General features: G+C 65.0%; 19 protein-coding genes and 1 pseudogene. 7 read left to right on the plus strand and 13 right to left on the minus strand.

Translation table 11 applies throughout. The features are described 5' to 3' along the window. Positions 1 to 69: 69 nt before the first annotated feature. The 3 genes from IE122_RS12370 (at position 70) to IE122_RS12380 (ending at position 3,252) form a co-directional block, all read left to right on the plus strand. On the plus strand, positions 70 to 645 hold the full coding sequence (locus tag IE122_RS12370; RefSeq protein ID WP_189621486.1) for a shikimate kinase: 576 nt from the start codon (positions 70 to 72) through the stop codon (positions 643 to 645). Next, positions 636 to 1,751: a 3-dehydroquinate synthase gene (aroB, locus tag IE122_RS12375; RefSeq protein WP_189621487.1), complete on the plus strand. Its 1,116-nt coding sequence runs from the start codon at positions 636 to 638 to the stop codon at positions 1,749 to 1,751. Before IE122_RS12370 ends, aroB begins: the two co-directional genes overlap by 10 nt. 103 nt (positions 1,752 to 1,854) lie before the next feature. After that, entirely contained in the window at positions 1,855 to 3,252 is a 1,398-nt protein-coding gene (locus tag IE122_RS12380) for a peptide MFS transporter (protein ID WP_189621488.1), read from the plus strand. Positions 3,253 to 3,261: 9 nt separating this feature from the next. Here IE122_RS12380 and IE122_RS12385 read toward each other — a convergent pair. The 11 genes and pseudogenes from IE122_RS12385 to gor all read right to left on the minus strand — a co-directional run bounded on the left by IE122_RS12385 (position 3,262) and on the right by gor (position 15,284). Then, positions 3,262 to 3,632: pseudogene (locus tag IE122_RS12385) on the minus strand (tRNA-binding protein). Between the two features lies 1 nt (position 3,633). Continuing rightward, positions 3,634 to 5,655, minus strand: coding sequence for an acetyl-CoA carboxylase biotin carboxylase subunit (locus tag IE122_RS12390; protein WP_189621489.1), 2,022 nt, complete (start codon positions 5,653 to 5,655; stop codon positions 3,634 to 3,636). Then, positions 5,655 to 5,900 (minus strand): hypothetical protein, encoded by a 246-nt coding sequence (locus IE122_RS12395; RefSeq protein ID WP_189621490.1) that lies wholly within the window; start codon positions 5,898 to 5,900, stop codon positions 5,655 to 5,657. The genes IE122_RS12390 and IE122_RS12395 overlap by 1 nt, the downstream gene beginning before the upstream one ends. 7 nt (positions 5,901 to 5,907) lie before the next feature. Then, the gene (gene bioB, locus IE122_RS12400) at positions 5,908 to 6,963 is read right to left on the minus strand and encodes a biotin synthase BioB (RefSeq protein ID WP_189621491.1); all 1,056 of its coding nucleotides are present in this window, start codon (positions 6,961 to 6,963) and stop codon (positions 5,908 to 5,910) included. Between the two features lie 12 nt (positions 6,964 to 6,975). Then, positions 6,976 to 7,776, minus strand: a complete 801-nt coding sequence (locus tag IE122_RS12405) for a heme-dependent oxidative N-demethylase subunit alpha family protein (protein WP_189621492.1) — start codon at positions 7,774 to 7,776, stop codon at positions 6,976 to 6,978. Between the two features lie 8 nt (positions 7,777 to 7,784). Continuing rightward, positions 7,785 to 9,935: a methylmalonyl-CoA mutase gene (gene scpA, locus IE122_RS12410; RefSeq protein WP_189621493.1), complete on the minus strand. Its 2,151-nt coding sequence runs from the start codon at positions 9,933 to 9,935 to the stop codon at positions 7,785 to 7,787. Positions 9,936 to 10,124: 189 nt separating this feature from the next. Continuing rightward, positions 10,125 to 10,562: a methylmalonyl-CoA epimerase gene (gene mce / locus IE122_RS12415; protein WP_189621494.1), complete on the minus strand. Its 438-nt coding sequence runs from the start codon at positions 10,560 to 10,562 to the stop codon at positions 10,125 to 10,127. After that, positions 10,559 to 11,005 carry a hypothetical protein gene (locus tag IE122_RS12420; RefSeq protein ID WP_189621495.1) on the minus strand — a complete coding sequence of 149 codons (447 nt, stop codon included), beginning with the start codon at positions 11,003 to 11,005 and terminating at the stop codon, positions 10,559 to 10,561. Before IE122_RS12420 ends, mce begins: the two co-directional genes overlap by 4 nt. Next, a complete protein-coding gene (bktB, locus tag IE122_RS12425; RefSeq protein ID WP_189621496.1) occupies positions 11,002 to 12,183 on the minus strand; it encodes a beta-ketothiolase BktB in 1,182 nt (393 codons plus the stop codon). The genes IE122_RS12420 and bktB overlap by 4 nt, the downstream gene beginning before the upstream one ends. An 83-nt stretch (positions 12,184 to 12,266) precedes the next feature. After that, the gene (locus IE122_RS12430; RefSeq protein WP_189621497.1) at positions 12,267 to 13,793 is read right to left on the minus strand and encodes an acyl-CoA carboxylase subunit beta; all 1,527 of its coding nucleotides are present in this window, start codon (positions 13,791 to 13,793) and stop codon (positions 12,267 to 12,269) included. A gap of 141 nt (positions 13,794 to 13,934) precedes the next feature. Beyond that, a complete protein-coding gene (gene gor / locus IE122_RS12435; RefSeq protein ID WP_189621498.1) occupies positions 13,935 to 15,284 on the minus strand; it encodes a glutathione-disulfide reductase in 1,350 nt (449 codons plus the stop codon). A gap of 251 nt (positions 15,285 to 15,535) precedes the next feature. On the opposite strand from gor, the gene IE122_RS12440 reads away from it, so the two are divergent. After that, the gene (locus tag IE122_RS12440; protein ID WP_189621499.1) at positions 15,536 to 16,204 is read left to right on the plus strand and encodes an RBBP9/YdeN family alpha/beta hydrolase; all 669 of its coding nucleotides are present in this window, start codon (positions 15,536 to 15,538) and stop codon (positions 16,202 to 16,204) included. Between the two features lie 30 nt (positions 16,205 to 16,234). Here the strand turns inward: IE122_RS12440 and dnaE are convergent, their stop codons facing one another. Next, on the minus strand, positions 16,235 to 19,804 hold the full coding sequence (gene dnaE, locus IE122_RS12445) for a DNA polymerase III subunit alpha (RefSeq protein ID WP_189621500.1): 3,570 nt from the start codon (positions 19,802 to 19,804) through the stop codon (positions 16,235 to 16,237). Between the two features lie 147 nt (positions 19,805 to 19,951). On the opposite strand from dnaE, the gene IE122_RS12450 reads away from it, so the two are divergent. After that, positions 19,952 to 20,386, plus strand: coding sequence for a PaaI family thioesterase (locus IE122_RS12450; protein WP_189621501.1), 435 nt, complete (start codon positions 19,952 to 19,954; stop codon positions 20,384 to 20,386). Positions 20,387 to 20,451: 65 nt separating this feature from the next. Here the strand turns inward: IE122_RS12450 and IE122_RS12455 are convergent, their stop codons facing one another. Continuing rightward, positions 20,452 to 22,587, minus strand: coding sequence for a ComEC/Rec2 family competence protein (locus IE122_RS12455; RefSeq protein WP_229814092.1), 2,136 nt, complete (start codon positions 22,585 to 22,587; stop codon positions 20,452 to 20,454). A 143-nt stretch (positions 22,588 to 22,730) separates the two neighbouring features. On the opposite strand from IE122_RS12455, the gene gltX reads away from it, so the two are divergent. Together gltX and IE122_RS12465 are read left to right on the plus strand one after the other, a co-directional pair. Further along, positions 22,731 to 24,179 (plus strand): glutamate--tRNA ligase, encoded by a 1,449-nt coding sequence (gltX, locus tag IE122_RS12460; RefSeq protein ID WP_189621503.1) that lies wholly within the window; start codon positions 22,731 to 22,733, stop codon positions 24,177 to 24,179. Positions 24,180 to 24,194: 15 nt separating this feature from the next. Continuing rightward, complete coding sequence (locus IE122_RS12465; RefSeq protein ID WP_189621504.1) at positions 24,195 to 25,478, plus strand: citrate synthase; 1,284 nt, start codon at positions 24,195 to 24,197, stop codon at positions 25,476 to 25,478. Positions 25,479 to 25,582: the final 104 nt, after the last annotated feature.

Raw genomic sequence — 25,582 nt, forward strand, 5'->3', positions numbered from 1 at the left:
CCTTCTGACACCGCCAGCCCATCGCCCACGCTTGCGCTGCGACCTAGCGCAACTATAGGCGGTGGGGCAATGGACGTCGACCGCCACCTCTTTTCCGCCGAGGAAATCGCCGCGCTGGGGCGTCGGCTGGATCGCCCGATCGTGCTGGTGGGCATGATGGGCGTCGGCAAATCGAGCGTCGGCAAACGGCTGGCCGGGCTGCTGCACTGTCCCTTCGTCGATGCCGACGACGAGATCGAGCGCTCGGCGCAGATGACCATCCCCGAGATATTCGCGCAATACGGCGAGGATTACTTTCGCGACGGCGAGCGGCGGGTGATCGCCCGGCTGATGTCAGAAGCCCAGGGCAACCGCGTGATCGCCACTGGCGGCGGCGCGTTCTGTAACGCGGAAACCCGCGCGCTGATCCTGGAGAAAGGCATCGCCGTCTGGCTCGACAGCGATATCGACACGCTGGTCGATCGCACCGCGCGCAAGAGCAACCGGCCGCTGCTGCGCACCGGCGACCCGCGTGAAATCCTCACCCGCCTGCGCGACGAGCGCGCCCATCACTATGCCCATGCGCCGATCCACGTGGTCAGCGCCAATGGCCCGCACGCGCATACCATCACCAAGGTACTGCAAGGAATTTCGCAATGGCTGTGATCCCGGTCGACATCGCCGGCCGCCCTTATGAAGTGCGCGTAGGGGCCGGACTGCTGGCGGAACTGGTGGCGCAATGCCGTGGCCGCCTGCGCAAGCGCGCGGTGCCTGTCATCACCGATGCCAACGTCTATGCCGCCTGGGGCCCGGTGGTGGAGGCATCGCTGCGCGACAGCGGTCATGAACCGCACTGGCGCGTGCTGCCGCCGGGCGAGCAGACCAAATCGTGGAGCGAGCTGGCGGCAACGGTAAACTGGCTGCTCGATCTTGAGGTGGAGCGCGGGGATCACATCATCGCGCTGGGCGGCGGGGTGATCGGCGATCTCACCGGTTTTTGCGCCGCTGTCGTCAAGCGCGGCTGCAAGTTCATCCAGGTGCCGACGACGCTGCTGGCGCAAGTCGATTCCAGCGTCGGCGGCAAGACCGCGATCAACACCCCAGCGGGCAAGAACCTTGTCGGCGCGTTCCACCAGCCCTCGCTGGTGCTGGCGGACCTGTCCGTGCTCGAAACCCTGCCGATGCGCGAACTGCGCGCCGGCTATGCCGAAGTCGTCAAGTATGGCCTGATCGATGATGCCGATTTCTTCGGCTGGTGCGATGCCAACGGCGCGGCGATGCTGGCGGGCGACAGCGCGTTGCGCGAATACGCCGTCGCCCATTCGGTCAGCGCCAAGGCGCGCATCGTCGCCGAGGACGAGTTCGAGACCACCGGGCGGCGCGCCCTCCTTAATCTGGGCCATACCTTCGGCCACGCACTGGAGGCCGAGACCGGCTTTTCCGATCGCCTGCTGCACGGTGAGGCGGTGGCGCTGGGCATGGTGCTCGCCGCCCGCTACTCCGCCCGCCGCGAACTGATGCCGCGCGCCAGCGCCGAGCATGTAGCGCAGCATATCGGCGATGTCGGCCTCCCCGCCAGCCTTGCTGCGCTGGGGCTCGATTGCGACGGAGCCGGGCTGGTCCGGCACATGCTGCACGACAAGAAGATGGACGCCGGCACCCTGCCCTTCCTGCTGATGAACGGGATCGGCAAGACCTACCTCGACAAGTCCGTGTCGCTCGACGATGTCGCGGCCTTCCTCGACGAGGAACTGGCCCGCACGCCGGCCTGACCGTCCGCTTCGAGCGATCCTGCAACCCTGTCGCATCGCGGCGTGACACTGCGTCACGTCGTTGCTATGTTGCGCCATACGATAACAAAATAACAGGACCGCCATGACTGCGGCAGAGGCCACTCCCGAACTCGACCAGAGCGAAAGTCTCGTCAATCCTGCCGATCGCGCTTTCCTCGGCCATCCCAAGGGTCTGGGCTACTTGTCCTTCGTCGAAGGGTGCGAGCGGTTTTCGTATTACTCCATGCAGACGCTGCTGGTGCTCTACATGGTCAAGTTCCTGCTGCTGCCGGAAAATGCGGGGTCGGTGCTGGGCCTCGGATGGCTGCGCGAAACCCGTTATTCGGGGCTGGACGGACAGCCGCTGGCATCGGCGATCTTCGGCGATTACACCGCGCTGGTCTATCTCACCCCGATCCTGGGCGGGCTGATCGCCGATCGCTGGCTGGGACGGCGTGCTACGCTGATCCTGGGCGGAGTGGTCATGTCGCTCGGCCATTTCCTGATGGCGTTTCAGGGCCTGTTCGTGTTCGCCCTGCTCAGCCTCGTCGTCGGTGTCGGGCTGTTCAAGGGCAACATCGCCAGCCAGGTGGGAGAGCTCTATCGTCCGAATGACCTGCGCCGGGCGATGGCGTTCCAGATCTTCTATATCGCCATCAACGTATCGGTCATCGCCGCGCCGCTGGTCTCCGGAACGCTGGGCGAAAAGGCCGGCTGGCACTACGGCTTCGCCTGCGCCGGCGTGGTCATGGTCTTCGGCCTGCTGCTTTACCTCAAGGCCCGCCCGTTCCTGCCCGAAGACGCCCGCCCGGCCGGGAACACTGCGGCCCAGATGGTGAAGCTGCAGGCGTCGGACTGGCCGCGCCTTGCCGCGCTGGCGGTACTCGTGCCCGTCCTGGCGATCTCGCTGCTGACCAATCAGGAGATCTTCAACGCCTACCTCGTCTGGGCGGACGCACGCTTCCAGCTCACGTTCCTCGGCCATACCCTGCCGACAAGCTGGATGATCACGATCGACGCCACGCTCAGCTTCTCGATGCTGGTGGCGGTTGCCGCGTTCTGGAAGTGGCGAGCGGACCGCACCGGGCGCGAGCCGGACGAGCTGGGCAAAATGGTGATCGGGTCGGTGTTCACCACCATGGGCGGGATGTGCCTGGTGATTGCCTCGGCCACGGCGGGCACGGGCAAGATCGGCCTGTTCTGGCCGGTGATGTTCCATCTCGTCAATTCGATCGGTTTTGCCCACGTCCTGCCGGTCAGCCTGGCACTGTTCACCAAGATCGCCCCGCGCGCGCTGAATGCCACCGTGGTCGGCATCTACTACCTCGCCTTCTTCGCCGCCAACTTCATCGTCGGCAAAGTGGGCGGCTGGTATTCCAGCATGGACACGACCCAGTTCTGGCTGCTCCACGTCGCCAGCGCCGCCTTCGGCCTGATCGCGTTCGCGGTGCTCAGGATCGTGCTGGGCAAGGTGCTCACGGGTGAGCCGTCGCGGGGTTGACGGGGGCGGTTAAAACAACCGCGCCCCGTTCGGCACCGGTCGGTCGGGCGAGAACAGCGTGACGCGGCCTTGCCCGTCCGCAAAGCCCAGCGTCAGCACTTCGACACCGCCTTGCCGATCTGGCGCGGCGGAAAGTTCACCACCGCGGCCAGTTGCCGCCCCACCAGTTCCGCACACGAATAGAGCGCCGCGACTTGCGCGACGCTCTTCTTTTCGCCCACGCCCGGACCGAAATCGATCCGCAGCCGGTAGCTTGGCTTGCGTGCCCCCTCGTAGACCTCGGCCGCGATCACCGTTCCGATGCGGATATCGACGTTCAGGAACGCATCGAAACCGATCGGATCGCCGGGTGGCGCGGCCGGATCATGATCGAGGTGCATGCTACTCCATTTCGAGGATCACGGCGTCCACCGCCAGGCTTTCGCCCGCCTTGGCGTTGACCGACTTGATGACACCGGCCTTTTCGGCCCGCAGGATGTTTTCCATCTTCATGGCTTCGACCACGGCCAGCGGCTGGCCGCTTTCCACCTTGTCCCCCTCACCCACGTGCAGCGCGACCAGCAGGCCGGGCATCGGGCAGATCAGGAACTTCGAAAGATCCGGCGGCGTCTTTTCGATCATGTAGTGCGACAGGTAGGCGACGCGGGTCGGCAGGCAATCGATCTTGTGGATCGCGCCGCGCGTGGTCATCCGGAAACCGGTGCGGGTGTTGGCCAGCTTGATGCCGATATCCTCGCCATCGACCTCGGCTTCCAGGAACGGATCGCCCGGCGAATATTCGACCGCAAGATCTACCGGCTTGCCGTCAACGGTCACCCCGTTGCCGAGGATCTTTACCTGATAGGCGGTCTTGGCGATCGTCACCGTCCAGTCGTGCGGTGGATCGGTGGGCTCGGCAAGCTGGCCCGAGATGCGGCGCGCCCGGTCCGACCGCGCGGTGGAAACGAACCCGGCCACCGCTGCGAGCTTGACCTTGAGGTCTTCCGATGCCGGGGCACCGGTGAAACCTTCGGGATATTCCTCGGCGATGAAGCCGGTGGTCAGTTCGCCCGAACGGAAGCGCGGATGCTGCATGATCGCGCTGACGAAATCGATGTTGTGGCCCAGCCCCTCGATCTCGAACGCATCGAGCGCGGCAACCTGGAGGTCCGCGGCCTCGTCGCGGGTCTTGCCCCAGGTGATAAGCTTGGCGATCATCGGATCGTAGAACATCGAGACTTCGCCGCCTTCATAGACGCCATCGTCCACGCGCACGCCGTTGATGCCGCGACGGCCGTTGGCCGCGCCGTCTTCCTCCCAGCCGGCAACCGGCGGGCGATAGCGGGCAAGGCGGCCGGTCGAGGGCAGGAAGCCGCGATAGGGGTCTTCGGCATAGACGCGGTTCTCGATCGCCCAGCCGTCGATCTTCACGTCGTCCTGCGTCATTTCCAGCTTCTCGCCGGCGGCAACGCGGATCATCTGTTCGACCAGGTCGATGCCGGTGATGCACTCGGTCACCGGGTGCTCCACCTGCAGGCGGGTGTTCATCTCGAGGAAGTAGAAGCTCTCGCCGGTGGCATCGGCGCCCGAGACGATCAGTTCGACGGTACCGGCCGAGTAGTAGCCCACCGCGCGCGACAGGGCGACGCACTGCTCGCCCATGGCCTTGCGCATCTTCTCGGTGACGAAGGGCGACGGCGCTTCCTCGACCACCTTCTGGTGGCGGCGCTGGATCGAGCATTCGCGCTCGTTCAGATAAAGGATGTTGCCGTGCTTGTCTCCCAGGATCTGGATTTCGATGTGGCGCGGGTTGAGGATGAACTTCTCGATGAACACGCGGTCGTCACCGAACGAGTTCAGGCCCTCGCGCTTCACGCTTTCAAAGCCCTCGCGCACGTCCTTCTCGTCGTAAGCCAGGCGCATGCCCTTGCCGCCGCCGCCGGCCGAGGCCTTCATCATCACCGGATAGCCGATCTCGTTCGAGATGCGCACCGCGTGCTCGGTATCCTCGATCTCGCCGACGAAGCCGGGGACGACGTTGACGCCCGCTTCCTTGGCGAGCTTCTTGGATTCGATCTTGTCACCCATCGCGGCGATCGCGCCCACGGGAGGGCCGATGAACTCGATCCCCTCTGCCGCCAGCGCCTCGGCGAACGAGGTGCGCTCGGACAGGAAGCCATAGCCCGGATGAACCGCTTCAGCGCCGGTCTGCTTACAGGCAGCGATGATTTTGTCCGCGATCAGATAGGACTGTGCTGCGGGTGCCGGGCCGATATGCACGGCCTCGTCCGCCATCTGCACGAACGGCGCGCGGGCATCGGCGTCCGAATAGACGGCCACCGTCTGGATACCCATGCGGCGCGCGGTCTTGATAACGCGGCAGGCGATCTCGCCCCGGTTTGCGATGAGGATTTTCTTGAACATCAGTCCCTGTCTTTCGTCACTCGCCACGCGGCGAAAATTCCAATTGCGATCAGCAGGATCAAACTACCTGGAAACATCAGGAACTTGATCAGTCCGTCGTTCACACATTCTGGGCTTCCAGGTTCCCCGCAGTCACCCAATGCCGCACCAAACAGCATCAAACAAACAATCGCCGTTCCGACCAACCCAATTCCGACGCATCCAATTTGTCGAACAAGATCTTTTGGACGGTCGGCGTAACTCACACCTTTATCACTCCGCCGCCTCCGCCTCGGGCATTTCCAGCTTCGCACAGCCCTTGGGCATGCGGCTCGCTTCGACATCCGCGCTCGTCTCCGCGATGGCCATCGCGCGCAGCCCCAGCCGCGCAAACATCGCGGCGTCGCTGTCGTCGCCCGCGTTCGGGGCTGTCAGCAGCTTGTCGCCGGTGAAGATCGAGTTGGCTCCGGCCAGGAAGCACATCGCCTGCGTCATCTCGGACATGCTCTCGCGTCCGGCAGACAAACGCACCATCGAGCCCGGCATGGTGATCCGCGCCACCGCCACGGTGCGCACGAACTCCACATCGTCGATCTTGGCGAGCGGGGTGTCAGCCAGCATGTCGCCCAGCACCGTGCCCTTGACCGGGACCAGCGCGTTGACCGGCACCGATTGCGGATGATCGGGCAGCGTCGCCAGCGTGTGGATGAAGCCCACGCGGTCCGCCCGCGTCTCGCCCATGCCGACGATTCCGCCGGAACACACGTTGATCCCGGCCATCCGCACGTTCGACAGCGTATCGAGCCGGTCGTCCATCGTGCGGGTGGTGATGACCTGGTCGTACCGCTCGGGCGAGGTGTCGATGTTGTGGTTGTAGTAATCGAGCCCGGCCTCGCTCAGCATGTCGGCCTGTTCGGGTGTCAGCATGCCCAGCGTCATGCAGGTTTCCATGCCCATGCCGCGCACGCCCTTCACCATTTCGATGATCGCGGGCATGTCGCGGTCCTTGGGGTTGCGCCATGCGGCGCCCATGCAGAACCGGGTCGAGCCGTTATCGCGCGCCTGCGCCGCCTTCTGCAGCACCTGCTGCACTTCGAGCAGCTTGGTCGCCTTGACCCCCGAGTTGGCCGAGACCGACTGCGAGCAGTAGCCGCAATCTTCCACGCAACCGCCGGTCTTGATCGACAGCAGCGTGGACAACTGCACTTCTGCGGGATCGAAGCTTTCGCGGTGGACCTCAGCCGCACGGAACACCAGCTCGGTGAACGGAAGGTCGAACAGCGCGGCGATTTCCTCGCGAGTCCAGTCGTTGCGGGGGTGTGCGGTCATGATCCTGTTCCCTTATGCCGCTGTTCGTGCGCGGTCGTGTGCATATGCGGCCAGTGCCCCAGCATAGTACGGACCGGCCCGCCGCTCCAGTTCGCCGTCGCCGTAGCCTTCCAGCGAACTGGCAAGCCGGGCGACCGCTTCATCGCTGAGCGATACCAGCGGGGCGCGGTAGATGCCGATGGTGAACACGATCGCGCGCGACTTCGGCAAGCGGCGCAGGGCCTCACGCTCGCATCGCGCGAACAGGGTTTCGCCGGCATTTTCGGCGGTCACGTGGGCAAAGCGCTGTTCAGGCGGCAACTTCGGCATGTAGCGCAGATCGCCCGAAGGCAGCACGAAAGCATTGGTGCGGCCGAAGATGTTGAACGACTGCAAGCCGTCCATGAACTTGTCCACCCCGCTCGCCAGTTGTTCGGCATAGCCGTGGATCGGCTGGTGCACTTCATGCATTGGCCGGCCCATCTTCTCGGCGATGCGCCAGTCGGTTGGGAAGGCCACGGCCGCAGCGCTCAGGTGAAACGGTGCACCGGGAGCAGGCTGCGTGATGATGCAGAAATCTTCCCAGAACGCACGCGCGCAGGCTTCCAGCCCGCCATTGATGCCCAGCAATTCGGCCAGTTCGGCGATCGCGGCTTCAGCCTCGGGCAATATCGCCACGCTGTCCGGGAAGGCATCGAAGGCGACCGCCCGCGCGGCCAGATCGGGCGCGGGATCAAGCCACTCGCTCTCCGTCAGCTTTACCAGACCCATCCGCAAGGGTCCGGAGACCCTCGCGCTAGGCAGCAAAGCCTCGACGGAGAAACCGAGCGACATCCGCCTGCCTACTCGGCCGCTTCCAGTTCGCCGCCCGCCGGCGGCATGTTGTGGCCCAGCAGGCGCAGCACGTCGGCGGCGCATTCGACCACGTTCGAACCGGGACCATAGATGCCCTGAACGCCGGCATTGCGCAGGTATTCATAGTCCTGCGGCGGGATCACGCCGCCCGCGATTACCTTGATATCGGTGCGGCCCGCTTCGCGCAGCTTGCCGATCAACTCGGGGATCAGGGTCTTGTGCCCGGCCGCCAGCGAGGACGCACCAACGACATCGACGCCACTTTCCAGCGCCAGCACGACGGTCTCGTCCGGGGTCTGGAACAGCGGGCCGGACACCACGTCAAAGCCCATGTCGCCGAACGCCGAAGCGATCACATTCGCCCCGCGATCGTGCCCGTCCTGGCCCATCTTGGCGACCAGCAGCTTGGGCTTGCGGCCCAGGCGGCATTCCACCGCGACCACGCCATCCAGCACCTGCTGCCAGCGGCTATCGCCTTCGTAAGGGGCGGAATAGACGCCCTTCACCGGGGTCGGCTGGGTGCCGTAGCGGTCGAAGCTTTCCTCCATCGCGCTGCTGATTTCGCCCAGCGTCGCACGGGCGCGGGCCGCTTCGACGGCCAGCGCGAGGAGGTTGTTCTCGATGCTGGAGGCACCTGCGGCACCATCGCGCAGCGCCTGAAGCGCGGCCTGGCACTTGGCTTCGTCACGCTCGGCCTTCATCTTGTTGATGCGGGCAATCTGTGCTTCGCGGACCTTGGCGTTATCGACTTCCAGCGTTTCGAGCAGGTCTTCGTTGGCAAGGCGGTACTTGTTGACGCCGACGATCACGTCGTCGCCCCGGTCGACGCGGGCCTGGCGAGCGGCGGCGGCGGTTTCGATCATCGCCTTGGGCCAGCCGGCGGCAACCGCCTTGGCCATGCCGCCCTCTGCCTGCACGCGCTCGATGATTTCCCATGCCTCATCGACGAGCTGCTGGGTCAGCGCCTCGATGTAGTAGGAGCCGCCGAGCGGATCGACGACCTTGGTCATCCCGGTTTCTTCCTGGATGATGATCTGGGTGTTGCGGGCGATACGGGCCGAGAAGTCGGTCGGCAGCGCGATGGCTTCGTCCAGCGCGTTGGTGTGCAGCGACTGGGTGCCGCCCAGCATCGAGGCCATCGCCTCGATCGTGGTGCGGATGACGTTGTTATAAGGGTCCTGTTCCTGCAGCGACACGCCCGAAGTCTGGCAGTGGGTGCGCAGCATCTTGGACCGTTCGTCCTTCGCGCCGAGCTGGGTCATCGCCCGGTGCCACAGGGTACGCGCGGCGCGCAGCTTGGCCACTTCCATGAAGAAGTTCATGCCGATAGCGAAGAAGAACGACAGGCGACCCGCGAACTTGTCGATATCGAGGCCGCTGGCCACGCCGTACTTCACGTATTCCATGCCGTCGGCGATCGTGAACGCCAGTTCCTGGACCTGCGTCGCACCGGCTTCCTGCATGTGATAGCCGGAGATCGAGATCGAGTTGAACTTGGGCATTTCGCGGCTGGTATAGCCGAAGATGTCCGAGATGATCCGCATGCTCGGCTCGGGCGGGTAGATGTAGGTGTTGCGGACCATGAACTCCTTGAGGATGTCGTTCTGGATGGTCCCGTCGAGCAGCTTGCGCTCGACCCCCTGTTCCTCGCCCGCCACGATGAAGAACGCCAGGATCGGGATCACCGCGCCGTTCATCGTCATCGAGACCGACATCTTGTCGAGCGGGATGCCGTCGAACAGGATCTTCATGTCCTCGACGCTGTCGATCGCCACGCCGGCCTTGCCGACATCGCCCACCACGCGCGGGTGATCCGAGTCATAGCCGCGGTGCGTCGCCAGATCGAACGCGACCGAAAGGCCCTTCTGCCCCGCGGCAAGGTTGCGGCGATAGAAGGCGTTCGATTCCTCGGCAGTGGAGAAGCCGGCGTACTGGCGAATGGTCCAGGGACGACCGGCATACATCGACGCCTTGACCCCACGCGTGAACGGCGCGAAGCCGGGCAGGCCGGGATCGACGGTCACATCCTCGGCGGTGTAGAGCGGCTTGACCGCGATGCCTTCGGGCGTGTTCCAGGTCAGGTCCTTGCCCTTGACTTCCTTGTCCGCCGCAGCCTGCCAGTCGTTGATATCTGCCATATTCCCTGTTCCTTCAAATCCCCTCTCCCCAAGAGGGGAGAGGATACGAAGGCTTGCCCGCTTGCGGGCTTAGCCGAAGTTGGAGAGGGGCGTCTCCCCTCTCCGCTGCGACTAACCTTCGCTTCGCGAAGGCAAGTCTCGCGCCTCTCCCCGAAACGGGGAGAGGGCTGATCGTTCAATGCCCCGCCCTCAGTGTCCGTGGGAGGGCGTCTCCATGATCTCTGTCAGTTGGCCACCCATGTCCTTGGGGTGGACGAAGAAGATCATCGTCCCGTGCGCACCGATCCGGGGTTCGCCCAAGACCCGCTTGCCCTGCCCTTCGAACCAGACCTTGGCAGCCTGAATATCGGGCACTTCGTAACAGATGTGGTGCTGGCCGCCCAAGGGGTTCTTCTCCAGCCACTTGCCCACGGCGCTGTCGGCAGTGGTCGGCTGGAGCAGTTCGACCTGGGTTCCGGCGGTCCCGCCTTCGCCCGGCGTGTTCACGAAGCACACGCGAACCTGCTGGCTTTCCAGCACGAACGGTTCGGTGATGTCGGTTGCCCCCATCACATCGCGGTAGAACGCAATCGAGGCATCAAGATCGGGCGTGGCGACGCCAATGTGGTTCATGCGGCCAAGTTTCATGATCCTGAATTCCTACAATAGCTTACGAAGCTTCGCAGCACTTGCCGATCTTTGAGCGTCGCAACGGGATACCTATCTGGCCCAATTTGCAGCGTCTGGCCTGCGGCCATTTCATCAAAGATCGCGCTACTGGCCGGCAAATTGATAAGGTCCGTCTGCACCCCATCGATGGGCGCGGCATTTTGATGGCCAGCGATGACCGCAGGAAAAGGATATAGCTGGACCTCTCGCTCGACGGAAATTTGATCATTGCCCGGCTCACAGCTCAACTCGATCTCCGGCTCGGAAGCGTCAGCCGTGAATGCAATTGACCGGATTGGACTGGCTCCTATCTCTATCCAACGCGCAGCCGCCTGCCCGGCCCAACACTGGTCAGGTAACATCCCGACAAATGCCGTCAGACCGGACACAACGATCGCGCGAGATCGAAACGCGATGGTCACCCGCAATTCTCGATCACCATGGCGATGCCCTGGCCACCGCCGATGCACATCGTGATCAGGCCGTACTTGCCGCCGGTGCGCTGGAGTTCGTAAGCGGCCTTGATCGTCAGGATCGCGCCGGTTGCCCCGATCGGATGGCCCAGCGAAACGCCCGAGCCATTGGGGTTCGTCTTGGCTGCATCAAAGCCCAGTTGCTTGGCGACGCCGCAGGCCTGCGCCGCGAAGGCCTCGTTGCTTTCGATCACGTCGATCTGGTCCAGCGACAGCCCGGCGCGCTTCAGCGCAACGGGAACCGCATCGACCGGGCCGAGCCCCATGACCGAAGGCTCAACCCCGGCATGGCCCCAGGCCAGGATCTTGGCGAGCGGCTTCAGCCCCTTTTCGGCAACCGCCTTGCCGCTGGCCAGGACCACCGCGCCCGCGCCGTCGTTGATGCCACTGGCATTGCCGGCGGTCACGGTGCCGTCCTTCTTGAACACCGGCTTGAGCGCGGCCATGCCTTCGAGGCTGGCATCGGTCCGCACGTGTTCATCGGTATCGAACACCGTAACGCCCTTGCGGGTCTTGATCTCGACCGGGACGATCTGGTCCTTGAAGTAGCCGCCGGCAATAGCGGCGGCAGCGCGGCGGTGGCTTTCCACTGCCAGCGCGTCCTGGTCCTCGCGGCTGATCTGGCACTGTTCGGCCACGTTCTCGGCGGTGACGCCCATGTGATAGTTGCCGAAGGGGTCCTGCAGCGCGCCCAGCATGCCGTCCTCGAACGTGAGGTCGCCCATCTTGACGCCCTTGCGCACCGCGCTGGTCAGGTGCGGCGCGTTTGACATCGATTCCACGCCGGCACCGATAGCGATATCGTGCTCGCCCAGCGCGATGGCCTGGGCCGCCGAGACGATCGCCTGCAGGCCCGAACCGCACAGGCGGTTGACGTTCATCGCCTGCGACGCAATCGGCACGCCCGCATTCACTGACGCGACGCGCGAGATATAGGCGTCTTTGGCCTGCGTCGGCACGACGTTGCCGACCACCACGTTTTCCACGTCCGAAGCCGGGATGCCGGCCCGCGCGATCGCTTCCTTCATCACGATCGTGCCCAGATCGGCCGGGCGGAACGAGGCGAGGCTGCCGCCGAACGAACCGATGGCCGTGCGCGCGCCGCTGACGATGTAGATATCTTCCATGTTACCTGATTCCCGATGCGTGCGCCCGATGCGCGTCGATGCGATCCGGTTCCCCACCTTGGGCAGGGGTCAGCCAGCCCTAATCACAGAGGAATGTTGTCGTGCTTCTTCCAGGGGTTTTCGAGCTGCTTGGTGCGCAGCTTGCGCAGGCCCAGCGCGATCCGCTTGCGGGTGGAATGCGGATAGATCACTTCATCAATGTAGCCGCGGCTGGCGGCGACGAACGGGTTGGCGAAGCGGTCTTCGTATTCCCTGGTCGAAGCGGCCATACCTTCTTCATCCTGGCCGCGGAAGATGATCTCCACCGCGCCCTTGGCCCCCATCACCGCGATTTCGGCGGTCGGCCAGGCATAGTTGAGATCGCCGCGCAGATGCTTCGAGCTCATCACGCAATAGGCCCCGCCATAAGCCTTGCGGGTGATGACGGTGATCTTGGGAACGGTCGCTTCGGCATAGGCGAACAGCAGCTTGGCACCGTGCTTGATGATGCCGTTATGCTCCTGATCGGTGCCGGGCAGGAAGCCGGGAACGTCCTCGAAAGTGATGATCGGGATGTTGAACGCATCGCAGAAGCGCACGAACCGCGCGGCCTTCTTCGAAGAGTTGATATCAAGCACGCCGGCCAGCACCATCGGCTGGTTGGCGACGATGCCCACGGTCTGGCCCTCGATGCGGCCGAAACCGATGATGACATTGGCCGCGTGGCTGGGCTGAAGCTCGAAGAAATCGCCTTCGTCCAGCACCTTGCGCAGCACTTCATGCATGTCATACGGCTGGTTTGCGTTCGGCGGGACAATCGTGTCGAGGCTCTTGTCCTCGCGGTCCCACGGATCGACGCTCGGCCGGACGGGAGCGGCTTCGCGGTTGTTGAGCGGCAGGAAATCAAAGAAATCCCGCGCCGCCAGCAGCGCCTCGACGTCGTTCTCCAGCGCCAGGTCGGAGACGCTGGTCTTGGTGGAATGGGTGATCGCACCACCCAGTTCTTCCTGCGTCACCACCTCGTTGGTCACGGTCTTCACCACGTCGGGGCCGGTGACGAACATGTAGGAGCTGTCCTTCACCATGAAGATGAAGTCGGTCATTGCCGGCGAATAGACCGCACCACCGGCGCAAGGGCCCATGATCATCGACAACTGCGGCACCACGCCCGATGCCAGCACGTTGCGCTGGAACACCTCGGCATAACCGGCCAGCGCCGCGACGCCTTCCTGGATGCGCGCGCCGCCGGAATCGTTGAGGCCGATCACCGGCGCGCCGACGCGCATCGCGGTGTCCATCACCTTGCAGATCTTCTGGGCATGGCGGTTCGAAAGCGAGCCACCGAACACGGTGAAATCCTGGCTATAGACATAGACCAGGCGGCCGTTGATGGTACCGGAGCCGGTGACCACGCCATCGCCCGGAATCTGTTTCTTCTCCATGCCGAAGTCGATGCAGTCATGATGGACGTAGAGGTCGGTTTCCTCGAAGCTGCCCTCGTCGAGCAGGACTTCCAGACGTTCGCGCGCGGTCAGCTTGCCACGGGCGTGTTGTGCCTCGATGCGGGCTTCGCCGCCGCCCATGCGGGCCGCGCTGCGGCGCTTCTCCATTTCGGCGATATTGGCTGACATGCTGACAGGTCCCCACTCGAAAATGTTCAAATCGCAAAATCGGTCCGCACGCCTAAGGCAGTTTGCGGCGATCAGGTCAATAGCTTTTAATCGTCCGGTTAAACTGATCCCCGGGGAATCCGGAGTCGGGATTCCAAATTTCTATTTCAAAAGGACGAGTTCCTCGGCCATCGTAGGATGGATGGCGATGGTAGCGTCGAAATCGGCCTTGGTCAGCCCGGCCCTCACCGCCACTGCCGCTGCCTGCATGATCTCGGGTGCATCGGGCCCGATCATGTGGATGCCGACCACCCGGCCGTTCGCATCGTCGCACACCATCTTGTAGAGCGACCGCTCGTTACGGTGGGCGACCACATTCTTCATCGGCCGGAAGTCACTGGTGTAGACCCGGACCGCGCCCAGTTTCATGCGCGCCTGCGCCTCGCTCATGCCGACCGATGCGATCGGCGGATGGCTGAAAACGGCACTGGGAACGCAGGAATAGTCCACCGTGGCAGGCGTGCCGCCGAACACGGTATCGGCAAAGGCCTGGCCCTCACGGATGGCGACGGGGGTCAGTTGCACGCGATCGGTCACGTCGCCGACGGCATAGATGTGATCGACGCTGGTGCGCGAATATTCATCGACGACGATCGCGCCCTTGTCGTTCACGCTGACCCCGGCCTCTTCCAGCCCCAAGCCTTCGACGTTGGGCACGCGCCCGGTGGCGAACATCACGCAATCCACAGTCAGCGGTTCGTGATTGGTCATCGCCACCGATAGCGAGCCGTCGGGATTGCGGGTGATCCCCTCGAATTCCGCCCCGAAGCGGAAGTCGATCCCCTTGGCGAGCGATATTTGCAGAAGCCGGTCGCGCAGTGATTCGTCATAGCCGCGCAGGATCGTGTCCGAGCGGTTGATGATCGTCACTTTCGAGCCGAACTCGTTGAAGATGCCGGCAAACTCGTTAGCGATATAGCCGCCGCCGGCAATGAGCACGCGGTCGGGGATGGCATCGAGGTGGAACGCCTCGTTCGAGGTGATGCCGTGTTCATGCCCCGGACAGTTCGGCACGAAAGGCCGGGCACCGGTCGCGATCAGGATGACTTTCGCCGTCTTCTTCACCCCGTTCGCCAAGGTGATCTCGTGCGGGCCGGTGATGGTCGCGCGTTCGTGGAATATCTCCACCGCGTGGTTTTCCAGCGTTTGGGTATAGAGGCCGTTGAGCCGGTCGACATCGCCCAGCACGTTATCGCGCAGCCGCTTCCAGTCGAAGGTCGCCTGCGGAATGTCCCAGCCGAAATGCTTGGCGTCTTCCAGGTCTTCGGCAAAGTGGGCTCCGTAGACCAGCATCTTCTTGGGCACGCAGCCCCGGATCACGCACGTCCCGCCGACCCGGTATTCCTCTGCCACCGCCACGCGCGCACCATGCGCTGCGGCGACGCGGCTGGCCCGCACGCCGCCGGAACCGGCACCTATCGTGAACAGGTCGTAGTCGTACTCATCAGCCATGCGGCAAGGCTCCTGTCGATCCGGCACAAAGCGTCGCCGGCGGGTCAGGCGGCATATGGGCCCGTAAGGGCCCGATTGCCAAGCGGTTGCAGCCGATCGTGTAAGCCCTGGCCATTTTTCGGCTGGCCGGACCAGAGCCCCGAACCATCGAAACTCTATTGTCTACCATTTTGCTTGATATACATTGAGAGAGCCGGAAAAGACCGATTCGGCCCCGGATGCCACCGGCTATCGCAACGAGGAGACGCCCGATGACACGCTTGCATCACAGCCAGAATTCCGCGTCGCAGGAACCCGCCGTCTTGTTGGTCCCCGGCCTTGACGGCAGCGGCCCCGATCACTGGCAATCGGCGTGGGAACGCGAACTTCCCGATGCCCGCAAGGTCGATCTCGGCATGTGGGACAATCCCCATCGCAATACCTGGGTCAACAAGCTCAACCTCGCCGTGCATCGAGCCGGCAAGCCGGTGGTGCTGGTGGCGCACAGCCTGGGCTGCCTGGTCACGGCGTGGTGGGCCAAGTTCGAACAGCCCGGCTGGTCCGAACCGGTGGTCGGCGCACTGCTGGTGGCCCCGCCCGAGGTCGATTTCTTCCCGCGCGATGAACGCGTCACCCGGTTCGCCCCGACGCCGGCCGATGCCCTCCCCTTCCCGTCAATCCTGGTCGGCAGCCGCAACGACCCGTGGATCAACTTTGACGCCGCCCGCATGCTCGCCCGGCGCTGGGGCAGCGCCTTCGTCGATGCCGGCGATGCCGGGCATATCAATGCCGAGTCGGGCCATCACCGCTGGCTGAACGGCCGCGCGCTGCTCGATCGGCTGATCGGCGGCGGGCTGGATACCGCGTCCCGTCCCGCAGCGGCCGCCGGCACATTGCCGATCCATTCGGACTGGGCCGAAGGGCTGGAATACCGCAGTTAGGCGTTATCCGTCGGCCTCGAGTCCCCAGCGTCAGGCAGCCGCGCGCAAATGGCCGCCGGTGCGCTGGGGGCCAAGGCTGGCGTTGGAGATGCCGTCGATCTCGGCGATCCTCTCAACGATCTCGCCGTCCAGCCGGAAATCCCAGCCCAGCCGCACCGACTGCCGCTTGCCGCCGCCCAGCAACAAATGGGCGATCACCTCACCGCGCCGCTTGTCGCCGGCCTCCAGCAGCATGGCGAGTTCGCGGATCGCCCCCACCCGATCGACTTCAAGCACCAGCCGCATCCGGGCATCGGCAGTAACGGCGCTCAGCGGCCGCGCCCCGCGCACGGTGACGCGCGGCGGCTCGTCGGGACTGGGGCTGTCGAGTTCGACGGTGAGCAGGACGCAGGTGCCGTCCTTCGCCCACTTCACAAAATCATCGACCAGCGTCTCCTCGAAGCACGAGGCCGAGAAGTTTCCTGACTGGTCCGAGAAATCGGCCATCACGAAGTCTTTGCCCTTGCGGGTCTTGCGCTTCTGGACGTTCTCTACCAGCGCCGCCATCACCGCCGCGTTGCGGCCGGTGCCGGCGCTGCCGCTCAGCAGGCTGGCGTGGGTACGCGCGCCGTTGGCCGATGCCACCGCGCGATATTGCTCGACCGGATGGGCGGCAAAGTAGAAGCCGAAATTCTCGCGCTCCTTCGCCATCTGCTCCATCCGCGTCCACGGCGGGCAATCGCTCATCCGCAGATCGGGCTCGGCATGATCCTCGCCGCCGAACAGGCCCACTTGCGCGCTCTGCCGGCTGCGGCTGGCTTCATCCGCCACCGCCAGCAGCAGATCGGCATTGGCCAATACCCGCGCGCGGTTGGGATCGAGCCCGTCCAACGCGCCGGCGGCGGCGAGGCTTTCCAGTTGCCGCCGGTTCATCGATCCGGCGGGCGCGCGCTTGAACAGGTCCTGGAGGTTGGCGAACTTGCCGTTCGCCTCGCGCTCGGCAACGATCGCGTCCATCGCCTTTTCGCCCACGTTGCGGATGCCCGCCAGGGCATAGCGCACCGCGTGGCTGTCGGGCGTTTCCTCGACCGTGAACTCGGCTTCGGACATGTTGATATCGGGCGGGGCCAGTTCGATGCCGTTGCGCCGCGCGTCGTCCACGAACACCGCCAGCTTTTCCGACTGGTGCATGTCGAAGCACATCGATGCGGCATAGAATTCGTGCGGATAATGCGCCTTAACCCACGCCGTGTGATAGGCGAGCAGCGCATAGGCGGCGGCGTGCGACTTGTTGAAGCCGTACCCCGCGAACTTGTCGATCAAATCGAACAGTTCGTTCGCCTTGGCCGCTTCGATCGCCGATTCACGCTTGCAGCCATCGACGAACCGCTGGCGCTGCGCGTCCATTTCCGCCTGGACTTTCTTGCCCATCGCCCGGCGCAGCAGGTCGGCATCGCCCAGCGAATAGCCGGCGAGTATCTGCGCCGCCTGCATGACCTGCTCCTGATAGACGAAAATCCCGTAAGTTTCGCCCAGGATGCCGGCCAGCTTGTCATGCGGATATTCGATCGGGGCGAGGCCGTTCTTGCGCTGGCCGAACAGCGGGATGTTGTCCATCGGGCCCGGCCGATAGAGCGAGACGAGCGCGATAATATCGCCGAAATTGGTCGGCTTCACCGCCGCCAGCGTGCGGCGCATGCCTTCCGATTCAAGCTGGAAAACGCCAACCGTATCGCCGCGCTTGAGCAGTTCGTAGACCGCCGGATCGTCCCAGGCGAGGGTCGACAGGTCGATCCGGATGCCGCGCCGCTCCAGCAGGTCGCACGCCTTGCGCAGGACCGACAGCGTCTTGAGGCCGAGGAAGTCGAACTTCACGAGCCCGGTGTCCTCGACATATTTCATGTCGAACTGGGTTACCGGCATGTCCGAACGCGGATCGCGGTAAAGCGGCACCAGTTGCGCCAGCGGGCGATCGCCGATCACCACCCCGGCGGCATGCGTGGACGAGTTGCGCGGCAGGCCTTCCAACTGCGTCGCGAGATCCACCAGCCGCTTCACTTCGCGGTCGTTGTCGTACTCGCGGCGGAAATCGAGCGCGCCGTTCAGCGCGCGCTCCAGCGTCCACGGGTCAGTCGGATGGTTCGGCACCATCTTGCACAGGCTGTCCACCCGGCCATAGCCCATCTGCAGGATACGGCCGCAATCGCGCAGCACCGCGCGGGCCTTCATCTTGCCGAAGGTGATGATCTGGGCGACGTGATCGTGGCCGTACTTGGCCTGGACATAGCGGATCACTTCGCCGCGCCGGGTTTCGCAGAAATCGATGTCGAAGTCCGGCATCGACACGCGCTCGGGGTTGAGGAAGCGTTCGAACAGCAGCCCGAGCTTGAGCGGATCGAGATCGGTGATCGTCAGCGCCCAGGCAACCAGCGAGCCCGCGCCCGAACCGCGCCCGGGGCCCACCGGGATGCCGTTGTCCTTGGCCCACTTGATGAAATCGGCCACGATCAGGAAGTAGCCGGGAAAGCCCATCCCGATGATGATTCTGGTCTCGAAATCGAGCCTTTCGGCATATTCGAGGAAATCCTGCGTCACCCCGCGCGGGCGCAGCGCCTCATAGGCCTCCGCCCGTGCCTCGCCCTTCATCGCCATCGCCGCGTCAAGCTCGGCCTCGGTCACCTCGGGCCAGTACGCCACCAACCGCCGCGCCAGGCCGCGCCGCGAATCGTCCGCCAGCATCCGCGCCTCGCCCTCCCGGTCACCCGCGAGGCTAGGCAACAGAGGCTTGCGCTTGGGCGGCGCATAGGCGCAGCGCTGGGCAACCACGAGCGTGTTCGCGAGCGCTTCGGGCAGATCGGCGAACAGCTCCTGCATCGTCTCCACCGGCTTGACCCAGCGTTCGGCCGAGGAGCGCGGGCGATCGGCGGCATCGATATGGGTGGAGTTGGCGATGCACAGCAGGGCGTCATGCGCCGGGTGGAAATGCCGCTCGTCAAACTGAGCGGGATTGCTGGCCACCAGCGGCAGATCGCGGGCATAGGCGAGATCGATCAGCGCCGCTTCGCTCGCGTCCTCGATCGCCTCGCCGCTACGGCTGATTTCGACATAGAGGCGGTCCCCGAACAGCGCCTGCAACTCGTCGCAATAGGCACCGGCGGCGTCACCGCGGCCTTCGCCGAGCAACCGCGCCAGCGCGCCTTCCGCGCCGCCGGTCAGGCAGATCAGGCCATCGGTATAGCCGCGCAGCGATACCAGTTCGACATGCGGATCGCGATCGAGCGGCCGATCGAGGTGCGCGCGGCTGACGTGGTGGCACAAGTTGAGCCAGCCAGCTTCGTTCTGCGCGAACAGGGCCAGCCAGTCGATCGGCTGTTCATGCCCTTGCCGCGCCGCGCCCGGCCGGATAACCGCGAGGAACGTCCCGACGATCGGCTGCACCCCTGCCCCCTTGCAGGCCGAGGCGAAGATCGGCGCGCCATAAAGCCCGTTGCGATCGCAGATCGCGGCGGCGGGAAACTTGCGCTCCTTGGCCAGCTTGGCGGCGGCCTTGGGATCGATCGCCCCGTCCAGCATGGTGAAGCTGGAGAAGATGCGCAAAGGAACGAAGGGAGCGTAAGCCATCGATCAAATCTTGGCCCCGCTCCCCCGCGCAATCAAGGCCACGCCGGGGATAACTGCGGGGATATCGGCCCATAGGCGGGAATGGCTGGACAAGCCCGGGCAGTTCGTCTGCATTGCGCCCGCCGTCATTTCAGGAACCCTGTGCCCGTGTCCGATACCCTCGATCCCGCTATCCGCCAGTTCATTACCGACAGGTTCTACCAGCCCGGCTTCATGACCAACTTCGATACCCGCATCGTGACTCTCGAATATGGCCTGTGCGTGATCGAAATGCCGGCCTCCCCGCTCATCCTGCAGGATCAGGGATTTTTCCACGGCGGCGCGATCGGCGCGCTGGGCGACACCGCCGGCGGCACTGTCGCGCGCACCGTGCTGTCCTATCCGGGCGATGTGCTGGCGCTGGAATACAAAGTCAACTTCCTGCGCCCCGGCGTGGGCGACAAGCTGGTCGCCCGGGCCAGCGTGCTGCGCAAGGGCCGCTCGGCCATCATCACCCGCGTCGATATCGACTGCGTCACCGGCGGTGAAGCGAAGCTGTGCGCGGCGATGCAGCAGACGGTCGTGCCGGTTGGCGCGGGGTGACGTGGGTAAGCTCTTCCCCCCGACATACGGAGCTCGGCGAAGGAAGAATGAACCTTGAACCGAGGTCAGGGCGACTGGTCGCCGGAAGGTAGCGCTGTGTTGGTGGTCGCCGGGCGGGGCCACTCGGGTGGGGGCCGCCACCAGCCGTGGCCTTGCTGCGCGGCGGCGACGGTCTCGATCGACCGGTCTTCCAGCCGGATCGCCAGGCCGCCGGTCTTCTCCAGCATGCGGCGATCTGCTTTCAGCCAGCGGGGATGGCAGGAGCGCGGCAGGAAGCGATCGGACAGGACGATGTCCACCCGCTCGCACGCCGTCGCCAGCGCCCGCTCGGGCACCGCATCGCGGCCGCGCGACAGCAGCACCAGCCAGCGCCTGCCCCGCCGTTCGAGCCGCAGGGTGCAGAAATCCCGGTTACAGCGGGCACCGGGCCAGTCCTGCAGGAGCACCGGCTCCCCCTGCATGCCGGACAGTTCCAGCAGATTGTCGCGGGTATAATCGGTCCGGCTCTGGCGCAGCACCAGCAGAGTGCGGCCGGTCTGCCCTTCTGCCTCGCTGAGCACGCCGACAGTGCGGCCATCGCCGGACAGCAGGATGTCGGGCGGTGACAGCGTCATCAGCAGCACGGTACCGGCGCAGACCGGCGGCAACCCCAGCCAGCGTACCCGGCCCGGCCAGAGGCCCAGCCACAGCCCGCCGGCCACGAACAGCGCGAACGCTTTAATGCCGAATGCCGGCAGCACGGTGACCGCGCCGGGCAGCCCGGCGGTGAACCGCGCGATGGCCAGCAGCAGCGCGATGGCCTGCGCCGTCAGCCACCAGAACGGCGCGCCAAGGCCCAGCGTATCCAGCAGCAGCGAAAGGCCCAGCAAGGGCATGATCGCAAAGGTCGTCAGCGGGATGGCGATGACATTGGCCAGTGCGCCGTACACCCCGGCGCGGTGGAAGTGATAGAACCCGATCGGCATCAGCGCCATTTCGATCACCAGCCCGGTCACCACGATCATAACCGCATTCCGGGCCAGGCGGGCCGGCCACCATTCATCACGCGGGGCAAGAAAGCGGCGGGCGGGCGCTGAAGAACTGACCGCGATGATCGCCAGCACCGCCGCGAAGCTGAGCTGGAAGCTTGGCCCGACCAGCGCTTCGGGCCACAGCAGGAGGACAAAGAAAGCCCCCACCGCCAGCATCCGCAACGACAGGCTCTCGCGCCCGAGCACGGTGGCGGCGAGAACCAGCAGCGCGCCGATGCACGATCGCACCGTGGGTACCTCCGAGCCGCTCAGCAGGGTGTAACCGATCCCCACCAGCGCCCCGGCACCGGCCGCGAAAACCGGCAACCGCACGCGCAGGGTAAGCCAGGGGATCAGCGCCGCGAGCCGCAGCACGATGAAGAAGGTCGCCGCGATCACCGCGCTGACATGAAGGCCGCTGATCGACAGCAGGTGGGCAAGCCCGGCATCGCGCATCGCATCGACATCGCCCTCGGCCAGCGCGCCTTCATCGCCGGTGACGAGCGCGGTGGCGATGCCGCCGGCGTCGGGATCGACCCGCGACAGGATGTGGGCGGACAGCCGGTTGCGCAGATCGCCCAGCATCGCGCCGCCCTGTCCCGCCTCCACCACTTCGACCGGCCCCAGCGCGCTGCCGCTGGCGGCAAGCCCGGCGAACCAAGCGGTGCGCGCGAAGTTGTAGGCACCGGGCAGCATCGGCGGGGCCGGCGGCATCAGCCGCGCCTTGAACCGCACCAGCGCACCGGGCTCCACTCCCGGCCGTCGGTGGGCATCGGGCAGATTGACGCGCACCTTGATCGCCCGCCCGGTCCCCTGCTCGCGCGTGGCGAGCACCAGCCGGTCGCGCGCCTGCGCGCTCTGATGCTCGATCGCCAGCACCCGGCCGACGAAGCTGCCGACCATCGGCCGCTCGATCGGCGCGGTCCCGACCACGTGCGATCGCGCCCAGACAACCAGGCATCCGGCCAGCGCCATCGCGAAAATCAGGCTGAAACTGGCAGCGATATAGGGGTCACGACCGGAACGGCGCAGCGCCAAAGCGCCGATGCCGGACAGGATCAGGCATATACCACAAAAGACGATCCACGCGGTGGCCCCCGGCAGGCCGAACCAGGCGGCGATGCCAGCCGCGAAGCACACCACCAGCCATGGCCCAAGGTCGAGACGGGAGGCACCAAGAAATTGCTCCAACCCCGCCAAACCTCTCGACAATCGGCGCAGTCTGTTCCATTGCCCATGCTGCATTGCAGCGCCCCTAACGGGCGTCGTGCCATGGTTATCGTGCGGGTCGGCAGTGGTGGCCATCCCCCGCATTGGACAGGAAGGTTAATTGGATGACAAGCGGCGGAGCATCGAACGACGTGGGGGCGGGCAAAACCGTCGTCACCCGTTTTGCTCCTTCCCCCACCGGGTACCTGCACATCGGCGGGGCACGCACTGCCCTGTTCAACTGGCTCTATGCCCGCCACCACGGCGGCGCGTACCTTCTGCGCATCGAGGATACCGATCGCGCCCGCTCCACCGAACCGGCGATCGCCGCGATTTTCGATGGCCTGAACTGGCTGGGCCTGGGCGGTGACGCGGAACCGGTGTTCCAGTTCGCCCGCTCCCCCCGCCATGCCGAAGTCGCGCAGCATCTGCTCGACACCGGCCACGCCTATCGCTGCTATCTGACGCAGGAAGAACTGGCCGCGCGCCGGGCCAAGGCGCAGGAAGAACGCAAGCCCTTCCGCATCGAAAGCGAATGGCGCGATGCCGATCCCGCCACCTGGCCCGCCGATTCGGCCTATGTCGTGCGGATCAAGGCCCCGCGTGAGGGTGAGACGGTGATCCACGATCTGGTGCAGGGCGAAGTGACCGTCCAGAATCGCGAGATCGACGATTTCGTAATCCTGCGCGGCGACGGCACGCCGACCTACATGCTCGCGGTGGTGGTGGACGACCACGACATGGGCGTCACCCATGTCCTGCGCGGCGACGATCACCTCAACAACGCCTTCCGCCAGCTTGTCATCATCGACGGCATGGGCTGGGAGCGTCCGGTCTACGGCCATGTCCCGCTGATCCACGGATCGGACGGGGCCAAGCTTTCCAAGCGTCACGGCGCGCTGGGCGTCGATGCCTATCGCGACGAGATGGGCGTGCTGCCGGAAGCCCTGTTCAATTACCTGCTGCGCCTCGGCTGGGGGCACGGCGACGAGGAATTCATCGCCCGCGACAAGGCGGTCGAATGGTTCGACATGGCCGATGTCGGCAAGAGCCCGTCGCGCTTCGATCTGGCCAAGCTGCAGAACCTCAACGGGCACTATTTGCGCGAGGCAGAGGATGGACGGCTGGCGCAACTGGTCGGCGAACGGCTGGCCGGCCGTTTCGGCGCGATCGACCTCGATCTGCTGACGCGCGCCATGCCGGTGCTCAAGGTCCGCGCCAAGGACCTCAACGAACTTGCCGAAGGTGCCGAATTCCTCTTCGCCAGCCGCCCGCTGGCGATGACCGAGAAGGCGCAAGGTCTCCTCACCGACGAGGCGCGGGCGCGTCTCGGCCAGATCCACGATCGTCTCGGGACCGAGCGGGCGTGGACCCTGGAAGGTCTGGAGGCCAACCTCAAGGCAATGGCCGAGGAGCAGGGACTGGGCCTCGGCAAGCTCGCACAACCGCTGCGGGCGGCCCTGACAGGTCAGACGACCTCGCCGGGAATTTTCGATGTTCTGGTTTTGCTCGGACGTGACGAGAGCCTCGCGCGGATAGGTGCGCAGGCCCGGGTTGCGGCCGGGTCGCAGTGATAAGGAGAAAGATTGGTGGGTGATCAGGTGAAGCTGAGCGCAGGGGGCAAGGACTACGAATACGCCGTGCTGAAGGGCAGCGTGGGTCCGGACGTCATCGATATCCGCAAGCTCTACGGGCAGACGGACATGTTCACGTTCGATCCGGGCTTCACGTCAACCGCCAGTTGCGAGAGCGCGCTGACCTATATCGACGGCGACGAAGGGGTCCTGCTGCATCGCGGTTATCCGATCGGGCAACTGGCCGAGCAATCCTCGTTCATGGAAGTGTGCTACCTCCTGCTGAATGGCGAGTTGCCCAGCAAGGACGAACTGGACAAGTTCTCCTGGACCATCAGCCGCCACACCATGGTCCATCAGCAGCTCAGCAGCTTCTTCAGCGGCTTCCGCCGCGATGCGCACCCGATGGCCATCATGTGCGGCGTGGTCGGCGCGCTTTCGGCATTCTATCACGATTCGACCGATATCTCGGACCCGGTGCAGCGCAAGATCGCCAGCCACCGTCTGATCGCCAAGATGCCGACGATCGCGGCGATGGCCTACAAGTATTCGGTCGGCCAGCCGTTCGTCTATCCGAAGAACGACCTGTCCTACGCCGGCAACTTCCTGCGCATGACCTTCGGCGTCCCGGCCGAGGAGTACGAGGTCATCCCCGCCGTCGAAAAGGCGATGGACCGGATCTTCATCCTGCATGCCGACCATGAACAGAACGCCTCGACCTCGACCGTGCGTCTGGCCGGTTCATCGGGCGCGAACCCCTTCGCGTGCATCGCCGCGGGCATCGCCTGCCTGTGGGGCCCGGCCCATGGCGGCGCCAACGAAGCGGCGCTGGAAATGCTGCGCGAGATCGGCACCCCGGACAAGATCCCGCACTACATCGCGCGGGCGAAGGACAAGAACGATCCGTTCCGCCTGATGGGCTTCGGCCACCGCGTTTACAAGAACTACGACCCGCGCGCGACTGTCATGCAGTCGACCGTGCGCGAAGTGTTCGAGGCGCTCAAGGTTTCCGATCCGCTGTTCGAAACGGCCATGCGGCTGGAAGAGATCGCGCTGAACGATCCCTACTTCGTCGAAAAGAAGCTGTTCCCCAACGTGGACTTCTATTCGGGCATCATCCTTTCGGCGATCGGCTTCCCGACGACGATGTTCACCGTGCTGTTCGCGCTCGCCCGCACTGTGGGCTGGGTGGCACAGTGGAACGAGATGATCTCCGATCCAGGCCAGAAGATCGGCCGTCCGCGCCAGCTTTACACCGGGCCGACGCAGCGCGACTACATTCCCGTCGCACAACGCTGAGTGGGTGGCGGGCTCGGCCCGCCGTCCCGCCGCGCCGGACAGACAAAAGGGCTCCCACGCCACGGCGTGGGGGCCTTTTTGCTGCACCGCACCCGCGAAACGTG

This window comes from Novosphingobium colocasiae (assembly GCF_014652555.1).
GTDB classification, from domain to species: Bacteria; Pseudomonadota; Alphaproteobacteria; order Sphingomonadales; family Sphingomonadaceae; genus Novosphingobium; species Novosphingobium colocasiae.